The 11,917-nt window shown below is 71.0% G+C and carries 13 protein-coding genes; 7 read left to right on the top strand and 6 right to left on the bottom strand.

What is annotated here, in order from left to right; genetic code table 11:
* The first annotated feature begins 7 nt into the window (after nucleotides 1-7).
* Nucleotides 8-886 carry an AAA family ATPase gene (locus BJY20_RS06525; protein WP_185990781.1) on the top strand — a complete coding sequence of 293 codons (879 nt, stop codon included), beginning with the start codon at nucleotides 8-10 and terminating at the stop codon, nucleotides 884-886.
* Nucleotides 887-892: 6 nt separating this feature from the next.
* Nucleotides 893-2,008, top strand: a complete 1,116-nt coding sequence (locus tag BJY20_RS06520; protein ID WP_185990780.1) for a VWA domain-containing protein — start codon at nucleotides 893-895, stop codon at nucleotides 2,006-2,008.
* Nucleotides 2,009-2,020: 12 nt separating this feature from the next.
* Here BJY20_RS06520 and BJY20_RS06515 read toward each other — a convergent pair whose 3' ends face one another.
* The 3 genes from BJY20_RS06515 to BJY20_RS06505 all read right to left on the bottom strand — a co-directional run bounded on the left by BJY20_RS06515 (nucleotide 2,021) and on the right by BJY20_RS06505 (nucleotide 4,610).
* Nucleotides 2,021-3,454 carry a carboxyl transferase domain-containing protein gene (locus tag BJY20_RS06515; protein ID WP_185990779.1) on the bottom strand — a complete coding sequence of 478 codons (1,434 nt, stop codon included), beginning with the start codon at nucleotides 3,452-3,454 and terminating at the stop codon, nucleotides 2,021-2,023.
* A 102-nt stretch (nucleotides 3,455-3,556) separates the two neighbouring features.
* Entirely contained in the window at nucleotides 3,557-4,261 is a 705-nt protein-coding gene (locus BJY20_RS06510) for a type 1 glutamine amidotransferase (RefSeq protein WP_185990778.1), read from the bottom strand.
* A gap of 10 nt (nucleotides 4,262-4,271) precedes the next feature.
* A complete protein-coding gene (locus BJY20_RS06505) occupies nucleotides 4,272-4,610 on the bottom strand; it encodes a transcriptional regulator (protein WP_185990777.1) in 339 nt (112 codons plus the stop codon).
* Between the two features lie 164 nt (nucleotides 4,611-4,774).
* Between BJY20_RS06505 and BJY20_RS06500 the strand changes: the two genes are divergently transcribed.
* Nucleotides 4,775-5,860 carry an S-(hydroxymethyl)mycothiol dehydrogenase gene (locus BJY20_RS06500; RefSeq protein WP_185990776.1) on the top strand — a complete coding sequence of 362 codons (1,086 nt, stop codon included), beginning with the start codon at nucleotides 4,775-4,777 and terminating at the stop codon, nucleotides 5,858-5,860.
* On the top strand, nucleotides 5,860-6,495 hold the full coding sequence (locus BJY20_RS06495; protein WP_185990775.1) for an MBL fold metallo-hydrolase: 636 nt from the start codon (nucleotides 5,860-5,862) through the stop codon (nucleotides 6,493-6,495). The genes BJY20_RS06500 and BJY20_RS06495 overlap by 1 nt, the downstream gene beginning before the upstream one ends.
* A 6-nt stretch (nucleotides 6,496-6,501) precedes the next feature.
* On the opposite strand, the gene BJY20_RS06490 is transcribed toward BJY20_RS06495, so the two are convergent.
* A complete protein-coding gene (locus BJY20_RS06490; RefSeq protein WP_185990774.1) occupies nucleotides 6,502-6,957 on the bottom strand; it encodes a hypothetical protein in 456 nt (151 codons plus the stop codon).
* Nucleotides 6,958-7,000: 43 nt separating this feature from the next.
* Here BJY20_RS06490 and cysS point away from each other — a divergent pair, with 43 nt between their 5' ends.
* The 3 genes from cysS to BJY20_RS06475 all read left to right on the top strand — a co-directional run bounded on the left by cysS (nucleotide 7,001) and on the right by BJY20_RS06475 (nucleotide 10,014).
* A complete protein-coding gene (gene cysS / locus BJY20_RS06485) occupies nucleotides 7,001-8,431 on the top strand; it encodes a cysteine--tRNA ligase (protein ID WP_185990773.1) in 1,431 nt (476 codons plus the stop codon).
* The gene (rlmB, locus tag BJY20_RS06480) at nucleotides 8,431-9,375 is read left to right on the top strand and encodes a 23S rRNA (guanosine(2251)-2'-O)-methyltransferase RlmB (protein WP_185990772.1); all 945 of its coding nucleotides are present in this window, start codon (nucleotides 8,431-8,433) and stop codon (nucleotides 9,373-9,375) included. Before cysS ends, rlmB begins: the two co-directional genes overlap by 1 nt.
* 81 nt (nucleotides 9,376-9,456) lie before the next feature.
* Nucleotides 9,457-10,014, top strand: coding sequence for a hypothetical protein (locus BJY20_RS06475; protein WP_185990771.1), 558 nt, complete (start codon nucleotides 9,457-9,459; stop codon nucleotides 10,012-10,014).
* A gap of 92 nt (nucleotides 10,015-10,106) precedes the next feature.
* Here BJY20_RS06475 and BJY20_RS06470 read toward each other — a convergent pair whose 3' ends face one another.
* Together BJY20_RS06470 and BJY20_RS06465 are read right to left on the bottom strand one after the other, a co-directional pair.
* On the bottom strand, nucleotides 10,107-10,664 hold the full coding sequence (locus BJY20_RS06470) for an RDD family protein (RefSeq protein ID WP_185990770.1): 558 nt from the start codon (nucleotides 10,662-10,664) through the stop codon (nucleotides 10,107-10,109).
* Complete coding sequence (locus BJY20_RS06465) at nucleotides 10,661-11,908, bottom strand: DUF4032 domain-containing protein (RefSeq protein ID WP_185990769.1); 1,248 nt, start codon at nucleotides 11,906-11,908, stop codon at nucleotides 10,661-10,663. Before BJY20_RS06465 ends, BJY20_RS06470 begins: the two co-directional genes overlap by 4 nt.
* Nucleotides 11,909-11,917: the final 9 nt, after the last annotated feature.

The raw sequence follows: 11,917 nt of genomic DNA, 5'->3' as shown, positions 1-11,917 counted from the left end.
TGACGTCATGAGCAGTCTCGACAGCGTTGAAGGGTTGCGGTCCCGGCTCGGGGAGGTCGGGTACCTCGCCGACGACGGACTGGCCACCGTCGCCCACCTCGCCATGGCGATGCAGCGTCCGCTGCTGCTCGAGGGCGAGCCCGGCACCGGCAAGACCGCGCTCGCCGAGGCCCTGGCCGAGTCCTTCGAGCTGCCCCTGATCCGCCTCCAGTGCTACGAGGGCATCGACGCCAGCCAAGCGCTCTACGACTGGGACTTCACCCGCCAGATCCTCCATCTGCGCACCCTGGAGGCCACCGGTGGTGCCGTGGACCCCAAGGCCGTCGAGGAGTCACTCTTCGACGACCGGTTCCTCATGTCCCGCCCGGTCCTGCGCGCCCTGCGGGAGAGCCCGGCCGTGCTGCTGGTGGACGAGATCGACCGTGCCGACGACGAGTTCGAGGCCTTCCTGCTCGAAGTGCTCTCGACCTACCAGGTCTCCATCCCGGAGCTGGGCACGGTGCGGGCCGTCGAGCCACCCATCGTCATCCTCACCTCCAACCGGACCCGGGACCTGCACGACGCGTTGCGGCGGCGGTGCCTCTACCACTGGCTCGAGCACCCCGACATCGAGCGGGAGACCGCGATCGTGCGGGCGCGGTTGCCTCAGGCGAGTGCGGCGCTGACCGACCGGGTGGTGCGCATCGCGCAACGACTGCGCCACGAAGGGGTCCTGATGAAGCCGCCCGGCGTCGCCGAGACCCTGGACTGGGTCCGGGCCCTGCACGAGCTCGGACGCACCGATGTCGACCTGGCGTCGGCCTCGGCCACCATCGGCGCGCTGTGCAAGTACCGCGAGGACACCGATCGGGTGCGTTCCCTGCTGCCCGAGCTCGTCGGCGGGTGAGCCCGCGTGGCACCGGAGCCCGAGCCGGTCGCTGACCCGATAGCCGGGCTCGTCGGCTTCACGGGGGCGTTGCGCGCCGCAGGAGTCCAGGCCCACCGGGCGAAGGACTTCATCGAGGCGGTCGAGCACCTCGATGTCACACGGCGTGAGGACGTCTACTGGGCCGGCCGGGCGACGTTGTGCGACGAGCCGGAGGACATCCCCATCTACGACCGTGTCTTCGCCAGGTGGTTCGCCGCCGAGCTGGTGGACGCGAGGCAACTGCCCACCACCACTGCGGAGCAGGTGAGTGTCGCGCCCCTCGACGCCGATCCGCAGGGTGGTCAGCAGGAGTCGGAGGAGGACGTGGTCGCCGCGATGGCCTCGTCGGTGGAGCAGCTGCGGCACCGGGACGTTGCTGAACTGAGCCCTGGCGAGCGGCAGCGCCTGAATGCTCTGCTCGAGGGGCTGGACGCCCGGGGCCCGGTGCGTCGGTCACGGCGCCGGTACGTCTCCTCCCGCGGTGACATCGACATTCCCCGAACGGTCCGTGAGCAGCTGCGGCGGGGTGGTGAGCCGGGGCCGCTGCGACATCGTCGGCGTCGTGACCGCCCCCGTCGGGTGGTGCTGCTGATCGATGTCTCCGGATCGATGAAGCCGTACGCCGACAGCCTGCTGCGGTTGGCCCACCGGGCGGTGTCGGCAGCGCCGAGGACGACCGAGGCCTTCACCTTGGGTACGCGCCTGACCCGGGTCACGCCGGCCATGCGCCACCACGACCCGGACGTGGTTCTCTCCGAGGTCGGCTCGATGGTGCCGGACTGGTCGGGAGGGACGCGGCTGGGCGAGGCGCTGCAGGCCTTCGTGGACCGCTGGGGGCAGCGGGGGATCGTGCGCGGCGCGGTCGTGGTGATCGCCAGTGACGGGTGGGAGCGCGGCGGGGCGGAGCTGCTCGGGGAGCAGGTCGCCCGGCTGCGACGTCTGGCGCACGCGGTGGTCTGGGCCAACCCGCACCAGGGCAAGCCCGGCTACGCGCCGGTGCAGAGCGGGATCGTGGCTGCCCGGCCCCACCTGGACGGGATGGTGGAGGGGCACTCGGTGGCAGCCTTCGACGAGCTGCTGCAGGTCGTGCGCTCAGTCTGAGTTCTTCGCCGGTCAGCCTGCGAGGAGCTCGCGCAGCCGGGCGCCGATCGACGCGGCCATGGCGTCGGCGAAGGCCTCGGGGGTGTCGCCGTCGGGCTCCGCGACGAGGTGGCTGACGGTGCCGTCGGCCAGGAGGTCGAAGGCCGAGACCTGCTGCTGCTCGACCATCAGCGGTGCGTGCTCCACGTCGCCGTACATGATCGCGCTGGCACCTTCCGGGGGCAAGGGCGACAGCCACGCGTTCTCGGCAGCGATCGTGCGGTCTGCGGGCAGCAAAGCCAGCGCTCCTCCGCCGCAGCCCTGCCCGATCAGGACGGACACGCTGGGGACGGTCAGCGAACTCATCTCTGCGATGCACCGCGCGATCTCCCCGGCAACCGCACCCTGCTCGGCCTGCGGGGACAGCTCGGCGCCGGGCGTGTCGATGACGGACACGAGGGGAAGCCGCAGCTGGTTCGCCAAGTGCATGCCGCGGCGCGCCTCGCGCAGGGCGGCCGGGCCCATCGGTGTCGTCGGGGACTGGCGCGTCCGGTCCTGTCCGACGAGGACGCAGGGCATGCCGTCGATGCGGGCGACCGCCATCATCATCGCGGTGTCGTTCTCGCCCTCGTCCGTGCCCTGCAGTCGCACGGTGGCGTCGCTGCCGTGTCGCAGGAGGTCGCGCACCCCGGCTCGCTGTCCGTGGCGGGTGATCTCGATCGACTCCCAGGGCGTTCGGCGCTGCTGCGGGGGGACCTGCCGCTCCTGACGGGATGAGGTGGTGGCCGGGTCGAGCAGGAGTGCGAGTGTGCGGTCCAGGACCTCGGCAAGATCCTGCGTCGGGACGACGGCGTCGATGACTCCGTGCTTGACGAGGTTCTCGCTCACCTGGACCCCCGGGGGGAAGGGTGTGCCTTCGAGGAGCTCGTACACCTTCGGTCCGAGGAAGGCGACCAGCGCCTCCGGCTCGGCGACCGTGATGTGGCCGAGTGAGCCCCAGGAGGCCAGGACGCCGCCAGTGGTGGGGTGGCGCAGGTGGACCAGGTACGGCAGGCCGGCCGCCTTGTGGGCCACGAGGGCGCGCGAGATGCGGATCATGTGCACGAAGGCCGGCGTGCCCTCCTGCATCCGGGTGCCACTGGAGGAGGTGGAGGCCACCAGTGGCAGCCCCTCCGCCGTGGCGCGCTCGACGGCCCGGGTGATCCGATCAGCGGCAGCCGCGCCGATGGAGCCCCCCAGGAAGGAGAACTCGTTGGCGATGACGGCCAACCGCCTGCCGCGGACCCGGGCGCTGCCGGTCAGGACCGACTCGTCGGTACCAGCGCGCTCAGCTGCACGGCGCAGTGACGCCTGATAGTCCTCGGGGTGGCCACTGATGTCAATGGGCTCGTCCCACGACTCGAAGGTCCCGCGGTCGAGCACCGCGTTGAAGAGGTCGTGGACGGTCAGCCGTCGAGATGAGGACATGCTCGCACGCTAGTCAGGGCCGCTGCCCAAGACGATGTCAGAAAATGCCGAACATGCCGCTCGTGGGAGTCATGAACAGACAGTGGTCGTGCCGACAGGCGGTCACCGTTGCAACAGCGCAGCGAAGGCGGCCGCCACCGGGCGCCACGCAGCCTCGACGGCGGGTCCGGCACCCTCGATCTCGGCCAGGACCGCGGGGACGTCGACGTCGGCCAGCTCGTGGGTGTCCGCGTCCTTGCTCGCCCAGTCGGAGACGATCGTGTGGTCGGCCTCGGGGTGGCCCTGCACGCCCCACACGGTGGGTGCGAGTCGGGCGAGCAGTAGGTCCCCGTGCTCATTGGTCGCGAGAGCCGTTGCGCGGGAGGGTAGTTCGGTGACGATGTCGTCGTTCCACTGCACCACGGGAGCGGCATCGGCAGCGTCGAGGACGGGGTCGGTGGACAGACCCTCGGAGCCGAGCACCGAGAACATGCCCAGGGTGCGGCCCCGGGGGTTGCGCCCGACCGTCCCGCCCAGCGCCGAGGCGGCCAGCTGGTGTCCCAGGCAGATGCCCAGGGTGGGGAGCGATCCCTTCGCCGCCGTGCGGATCAGCCCACGCGTGGTGGGCAGCCACGGGGCGACCTCGTCGTCCGCGAACCCCATCTGTCCGCCGAGGACGAGCAGTCCGTCGTGGCCGGCGAGGTCGTGCGGCAGGACGTCCCCGGCATACGGGTGGCGGACGTCGAGCTCGACGCCCGCCTCGGTGAGCCAAACGCCCACACGACCGGGCGGGCAGGTCTTCTGGTGTTGGACGACGAGGACGGCCATGCATTTGAGGCTATCCCGGCGTCCTCGGTTCCCGCTGCGAAGGCAGGCGCACCCGTGGTGATGCGAGACGTGCCAGCCGCTGCAGCTCGGAGACGTGTCCGCAGAGGGCTTCTCGGCCCTGCTCGGTGAGTTCCACCCGGGTCGAACGTCGAGCGTCGACCGTCTGTCGGGAGAGGACCACGTACCCCTCACCCTCGAGGCTGCTCAGGTGCTTGCTCAACGCCGAGTCCGACAGGTCGACCTCGTCGCGGATCCGGGCGAAGGGCAGCCCGCGGGTCGGTGCGAGGATCGCGCAGATCTGCAGCCGGTGCGGCTGGTGCACCACCGGGTCGAAGAGCGGGCGTGGCATGGCCCCAGAATAGGTGACTTGCCTGCGTGGAAAGACCGACGTCGCGCGCCCCGACGGCCGCCCGAGCGCCGACTCGTGCTGCCAGGGTGTTCCCCCCTTCGCTCGTGGGTCAGGATGGAGGCCTCACCACAGGGGTCATCCCCATCAGCGAAGGGAGTCGCGTCGTGTCGCAGACCGTCAAGGCAGTCATCGCCCGCTCGAAGGGGGCCGAGGTCGAGCTCGTCGACATCGTCGTCCCCGACCCGGGGCCGGGCGAGGCCGTCGTCACAGTGCAGACCTGCGGGGTCTGCCACACCGACCTGCACTACCGCGAGGGCGGGATCAACGACGAGTTCCCCTTCCTCCTCGGCCACGAGGCCGCCGGCACCGTCGAGGCCGTGGGCGAGGGCGTCACCGACGTCGCCCCCGGTGACTTCGTCATCCTCAACTGGCGCGCCGTGTGCGGCCAGTGCCGCGCCTGCGCCAAGGGCCGGCCGCAGTACTGCTTCGACACCCACAACGCGACGCAGGCCATGACCCTGACCGACGGCACCGAGTTGACGCCGGCGCTGGGCATCGGTGCCTTCGCCGAGAAGACCCTCGTCGCGGCCGGCCAGTGCACGAAGGTCGACGGCGATGCCGACGCGGCGGCCGTGGGCCTGCTCGGCTGCGGTGTCATGGCCGGCTACGGGGCAGCGGTCAACACCGGCGGCGTCACCCGCGGCGACTCGATCGCCGTCATCGGCTGCGGCGGCGTCGGCAACGCGGCCATCGCCGGTGCGCACATCGCCGGGGCCACGACGATCATCGCCGTCGACCTCGACCCGAAGAAGCTCGAGGCCGCGAAGACCTTCGGCGCGACGCACACCGTCGACGCGAGCAGCGAGGACACCGTGGAGCGCATCCGTGAGCTGACCGGCGGCTTCGGTGCGGACGTCGTCGTCGAGGCGGTCGGCCTGCCGCAGACCTACGAGCAGGCCTTCTACGCCCGCGACCTCGCCGGCACCCTCGTCCTCGTCGGGGTGCCCACCCCCGAGAAGGAGGTCACCCTGCCGATGATCGAGATGTTCGGCCGTGGGGGCGCCCTGAAGTCCAGCTGGTACGGAGACTGCCTGCCCAGCCGCGACTTCCCGATGCTCGTCGACCTCTACCGGCAGGGGCGTTTTGACCTCGACGCCTTCATCACCGAGCGGATCGGTCTGGGCGATGTCGAGGCGGCGTTCGAGAAGATCCACTCCGGTGAGGTGCTGCGCTCGGTGGTGATCCTCTGATGGCCGCCCGCATCGACAAGGTCATCACCTCGGGCACCTTCGAGCTCGACGGTGGTTCCTGGGAGGTGGACAACAACGTCTGGATCGTCGGTGACGACCACGAGTGCATCGTCCTGGACGCCGGTCACCAGTCCGCCCCGATCCTCGAGGCGATCGGGGAGCGCACCCTGCTCGCGGTCGTGTGCACGCACGCGCACAACGACCACGTCAATGCCGCCGCCGACGTCGCCGACGCCAAGCAGGCGCCGATCTGGGTGCACCCGGACGACGCCCCGCTGTGGCGGATGACCTACCCGGACCGTGCGCCCGACGGCGCGCTCGCCCACGGTCAGGTCATCACCGTTGCCGGGACCGAGCTGCACGTGCTGCACACGCCCGGCCACGCGCCCGGCGGGTGCTGCCTGCACGCGCCCGAGCTCGGCGTCGTCTTCTCCGGGGACACGCTCTTCAACGGCGGGCCGGGAGCGACGGGGGGCCGCTCGTACAGCGACTACGACCGCATCGTCACCTCGATCCGGGAGAAGCTGCTGACGCTGCCCCACGAGACCGTCGTGCACACCGGCCACGGCGACGACACCACCATCGCCGCGGAGGCCGCCCGCGAGCCGGGATGGGAGCGCCCCGAGGGGGCGTAGACCCCGTCAGGGGGCGAGCGCCAGGAACCCACCGGCGAGCCCGAGCACCACTTCGATGACGGCGAAGGGGAGGCCCACCCAGCGCGTGGCATGGGCCTCTCCCTTCGTCATACCCGCGGCGGTCAGACCCGCGCGAGGGAGGGAGCCCGCGCTGGAGGGGAGGAAGTGGGCGGTGACCGGCGCGGCCGGCAGCACCGCGACCAGCGTCAGCGCGCCCGCCGCCCACGTCGTCGGACCGGCCAGGTCCCGGACCGCGGCGGCCGCGGCCGTGAAGCCGGCCAACCAGACGCACAGCCCGAGGTGCAGGACAGCCGTGCGCGCGGCCGCCCCACCGCGCCGCCCCCGAGCCCGCGGGACCAGCCACCCGTCCAACGGCTCGGCGATGAAGAACCTCACGACCACGGTCACGATCAGGAGCGCCGCCAGGAGGCTCAGCGTGAACCACTGGGGCATCTCTTCCATCACGGCTCCAACTTAACCCGACCCGCCGGTTAGCCTTGAGCGCGTGACCCTGCAACTGTTCGACTCCGCCACACGCACCCAGCGGGACTTCGTCCCCGTCACCCCCGGTCGGGTGGGGATGTACATCTGTGGGCTGACGACCCAGGGCGCCCCGCACATCGGCCACCTGCGTTTCGCCGTGGCCTTCGACGTGCTGCGGCGCTGGCTCGTGCGCGGGCACGACTACGACGTCTCCCTCGTGCGCAACGTCACCGACATCGACGACAAGATCCTGCGCAAGGCGGCCGAGAGCGGCGAGGACTGGTTCGCCCTCAGCTACCGCAACGAGCGCTACACCACCGAGGCGCTCGACCTGCTCGGCGTGCTCCCGGCGACGTACGAGCCGCGCGCCACCGGGCACATCCCCGAGATGGTCACCCTGATCGACACCCTCATCGAGCGCGGGCACGCCTACCCCGCGCAGGACGGCAGCGGCGACGTCTACTTCGACGTGCGCAGCTGGCCCGACTACGGCGAGCTGAGCAACCAGGGCCTCGACGACATGGTCGCCGCCGACGACGCGGACCCGCGGGGCAAGCGCGACCCGCGCGACTTCGCCCTGTGGAAGGGACGCAAGGCCGACGAGCCGGCCAGCGCCAACTGGCCGACGCCCTACGGCGAGGGTCGTCCCGGCTGGCACCTGGAGTGCTCCGCGATGTCCCGCAAGTACCTCGGTGACACCTTCGACATCCACGGTGGCGGCATCGACCTGCGCTTCCCGCACCACGAGAACGAGCAGGCCCAGTCCCGGGCGGCCGGGCTCGACTTCGCCAACCACTGGCTGCACAACGGCTGGGTGACCGTCAAGGGCGAGAAGATGGGCAAGTCCCTCGGCAACGCCCTCGAGGTCCAGCACCTGGTGCGTGACCACGACCCGCTGACCGTGCGCTACTTCCTCACCGCCGCGCACTACCGCTCGATGATCGAGTACCACCACGGTTCGCTCGACGAGGCGGGCTCCGCAGTCGAGCGCATTGCCGGCTTCCTGCGGCGGGCGCTGCCCGGCCGGCCGGTCGTCGAGGCCGATCCGCAGGTGGAGATCCCCGAGGAGTTCGCCGAGTCGATGGACGACGACCTCGGTGTCGCCGGCGCACTGGCCGTGATCCACGAGACCGTCCGCAAGGGCAACACCGCGCTGGACGAAGGGAGCCGGGGCGAGGCCGCGGAGATCGCCGCCACGGTCCTGGCGATGACCGACGTCCTCGGGATCAACCCGTTGTCGGCCACCTGGGGCGGCGCCAACGGCAGCCGCGAGGAGGAGCTGCACGAGGCCCTCGACGCCCTCGTGCGCCTGCAGGTCGACGCGCGCGCGGATGCCCGCGCCGCGCGCGACTTCGAGACCGCGGACCGGATCCGCGACGGCCTCGTCGGGGCCGGGATCACCGTCGAGGACACACCGGGCGGCGCCCGGTGGAGCCTGAAGAAGGAGTACTGATGGCGGGCAACAGTCAGCGACGTGGTGCCGTGCGCCGGTCCGGGTCGAAGAAGGGCATGCAGGTCGGCACGGGCGGCCAGCGCCGCAAGAGCCTCGAGGGCAAGGGACCGACGCCCAAGGCGAGCGAACGCCCGAACCACAAGGCGTACAAGCCCAAGACGGAGCAGAAGCGCCCCGCGAAGCCTCCCCGCAAGAAGTCCGCCTCCACCGAGGTCGTCGCCGGGCGCAACTCCGTCCTGGAGGCCCTGCGCTCGCAGCTGCCGGTGACGACGATGTACGTCGCGCACCGCATCGAGAGCGACGACCGGGTCAAGGAGACGCTGCAGATGGCCGTCGCCGCCGGGACCCCGATCCTGGAGGCGTCGCGCCAGGAGCTGGACCGACTCACCGACGGCGCCGTGCACCAGGGCATCGCGATCAAGGTGCCGCCGTACGAGTACGCGCACCCGAAGGACTTCATCGACTCCTCACTGCCGGGCGTCCCACTCGTCGTCGCGCTCGACTCGATCACCGACCCGCGCAACCTGGGTGCGATCGTGCGTTCCACGGCCGCCTTCGGTGGCCACGGGGTCGTCGTCCCGCAGCGGCGCAGCGCCGGCATGACCGCGTCGGCATGGAAGACCTCCGCCGGTGCTGCCGCGCGCCTGCCGGTAGCGCAGGCCGCGAACCTCACCCGTGCGCTCGAGGACTACCGCAAGGCCGGTTTCTTCGTCGTCGGGCTCGACATGGACGGGGACGTCGAGCTGCCCGGTCTGGGCCTGGCGACCTCGCCGCTCGTGGTGGTCGTCGGCTCGGAGGGCAAGGGCCTGACGCGCCTGGTGCGCGAGACGTGCGACCAGATCGTCTCGGTCCCGATGAGCAGCGCCGTGGAGTCCCTCAACGCCGGCATCGCGACCAGCGTGACGCTCTACGAGATCGCCCGTCTGCGCAACGCCGAGGCGTAATTGCCCGAACACACCTCGCATGATGGGGTTGGGGCAGAGCGGGGGTCGCAGGGGTCCTCGCCATGCCAGAAGGGATTCTCGATGTCAGCCATGCCTCCACCCCCACCCTCCGACGGCGGCGAGGCGTCCGGATTCCAGCCGGCGCCCGAGTTCGCGGCCCCGGGAGGATCGGGCCCGGTGATGACGACGGCGCCTCCGTCGATCGTCCGCGCCAAGTACGCGATGTGGGCCGGTGCCGTGCTGCAGCTGATCACGATCCTGACCTCGTTCGTGGGGATGGGTGACATGCGCGCGCAGGTCAGGGAGGAGCTGGACCGGCAGGGAGTCTCCTACACCGACAACACGGTCGACGCGGCGGTGGCCCTGGGGATCGGGTTCAGCGTCTTCGTGGGTGTGGTCGGGGTCATCCTGTGGGTGCTCATGGCCTGGCTCAACGGCAAGGGCAAGAGCTGGGCGCGCGTCGTGGCGACGGTGCTCTTCGCGTTCTACATCATCTCCTTCCTCATCAGCCTGGCGCAGCCCACGCAGGCGCTGACGCTCGTCATCAGCCTCCTGGTCCTGATCGCCGGTGCGGCGGCGACGTTCTTCCTCTGGCAGAAGGACTCCACGGCCTGGTTCCGGGCCCACAAGCGGGTCTGACCACCCGGGTCACGAGGTGAAGACGTTGTCCTGAGGTGCGACGCAGGAGCCTCGAAGGGGAGGGTCACCCATGCGGGTGCCCCTCCCCTTCGTCATCGCCCTGACCGTCCGACGTCGTGGATGACGTGGGTCCGACCGGCCACGTCCCCCAAGCTGCGGCCGGAGGGGTCGAGCAGCAGGGAAATGAGGGACAAGGGCCCGGCGGCGTGCAGGATCAGCTCGCGGAAGCACGTCTGCACGAGCCCCGGGTCGGCCCCGGTGGCGGCGTCGACGACGCGCAGATCGGCAAACTTCTTGCCCAGGCTCGCACCGGTGCGCACCACACGCCACACGCGGTTGAAGAGGACGAATCCGACCATGCTGACCATGGCCACCAGGAACATCAGGGCACCCACGAGAATGACTAGGGGATGCCCGCTGTCGGGGACGTTGCACGTGTCCGTGCCCGCCGGCCCGCACGCGTAGCCGTCGGGGGCGCCGAGCGCGACGAGGCCGATGCCGATGCCGAAGGGGAGCGCGAAGGCGAGCGCGGCCAGGCCGAAGTCGATGAGGGCGGGTACGGCCCGGTCGGCGAGCCCGGCGACGCTGCCGCGTCGTGGGTGGACCCGCGCCATCGACTCCGGCGTGGCCTGCGGTGGTGGCTGCGTCACACGTCCTCCTGGTTGATCACGTGCTGCTCCTGGGTGTCCGTCCCCAGCACGGCGCGTTCGTCGGGCTTGCCGGGCAGGACCTCCCGGAGGTAGTCGGCGAGCGCGTCCTCGATGGGGATGTCGTGGCCGGCCCGCTCGGCCATGTACCACCGGTGCTCGAGGATCTCGTGGAAGACCTCGGCCGGCTCGAGCTTGCCGCGCATCTCACGCGGGACCGCACGCGTCGTCGGTTGGTAGATGTGGGCGAGCCAGTCGTGGGCGACGATCGACTCGTCGTCACCCTGCCGGTCGGTCGCCGCCCGGTAGGAGTCGAGGTCGTTGAGCAGGCGACGGGCCTGGTTCTCCTCGACGTCGAGCCCGGTCAGGCGCAGCAACCGGCGGCTGTGGTGCCCGGCATCGACGACCTTGGGCTCGATGTGCACGTGGGTACCGTCGAGGTCGGTGGTGATGGCCAGCTCGTCGACGTCGAAGCCCAGGGAGTTCAACCGGCGGATCCGCTCGTCCACCCGCCACCGCTCCCCGGCCTCGAACCACTCGTCCCCGGTCAGCTCCTGCCACAGCGCCCGGTAGCGCTCGATGATCTCGTGCGCGACCGCGATGGGGTCGAGTCCCTCGGGGAGCAGGCCGGCTGCGGCGAGGTCCATCATCTCCCCGGCGATGTTGACCTGGGCGAGGTCGAGGTCGTGCTCGCGCTGCCCGGTGCTCAGCGTGTCGTGCAGCTCACCGGTCTCGGCGTCGACGAGGTAGGCGGAGAACGCGCCCGCGTCGCGCCGGAAGAGCGTGTTGGACAGGGACACGTCACCCCAGAAGAAGCCGGCCAGGTGCAGCCGGGTGAGCAGCACGGCGAGGGCGTCGGCGAGCCGGGTCGTGGTGTCCGCACGCAGGTGCTGGCTGAACAGGGCGCGGTAGGGCAGGGAGAACTGCAGGTGGCGGGTGACCAAGCACGCGTCCAGCGGGTGACCGTCGGCGTCGCTGCGCCCCGAGACGACGGCGAGCGGCTCCACGCACGGCAGGTCGAGGCGCTGCAGCGTGCGCAGCATCTGGTACTCCCCGCGCGCGAGCTCGGCCTTGATCTCCTTGACCGCGACGATGCCGCCGGAGAGGTGGGCGAAACGTACGACGTGCCGGGAGATGCCACGGGGGAGGGCCGCGAGGAGGTCAGTGGGCCACTCCTGCAGGGGGAGTGACCACGGGAGGTCGAGCAGTGCCGGGTCGGGACGTGCGGCGGAGATGTCCAGGGGCACGTCTGTCCT

This window comes from Janibacter cremeus (assembly GCF_013409205.1).
GTDB classification, from domain to species: domain Bacteria; phylum Actinomycetota; class Actinomycetes; order Actinomycetales; family Dermatophilaceae; genus Janibacter; species Janibacter cremeus.
The sequence above is the reverse complement of the archived record's forward strand: the minus strand, read 5'-3'. Positions and strand labels throughout refer to the sequence as shown.

Coding starts and splice junctions, on each gene's coding strand:
- BJY20_RS06525 (WP_185990781.1), top strand. CDS start 8: ATGAGCAGTCTCGACAGCGTTGAAGGGTTGCGGTCCCGGCTCGGGGAG.
- BJY20_RS06515 (WP_185990779.1), bottom strand. CDS start 3,454: ATGTCCTCATCTCGACGGCTGACCGTCCACGACCTCTTCAACGCGGTG.
- BJY20_RS06510 (WP_185990778.1), bottom strand. CDS start 4,261: ATGGCCGTCCTCGTCGTCCAACACCAGAAGACCTGCCCGCCCGGTCGT.
- BJY20_RS06505 (WP_185990777.1), bottom strand. CDS start 4,610: ATGCCACGCCCGCTCTTCGACCCGGTGGTGCACCAGCCGCACCGGCTG.
- BJY20_RS06495 (WP_185990775.1), top strand. CDS start 5,860: ATGGCCGCCCGCATCGACAAGGTCATCACCTCGGGCACCTTCGAGCTC.
- BJY20_RS06490 (WP_185990774.1), bottom strand. CDS start 6,957: ATGGAAGAGATGCCCCAGTGGTTCACGCTGAGCCTCCTGGCGGCGCTC.
- rlmB (WP_185990772.1), top strand. CDS start 8,431: ATGGCGGGCAACAGTCAGCGACGTGGTGCCGTGCGCCGGTCCGGGTCG.
- BJY20_RS06475 (WP_185990771.1), top strand. CDS start 9,457: ATGTCAGCCATGCCTCCACCCCCACCCTCCGACGGCGGCGAGGCGTCC.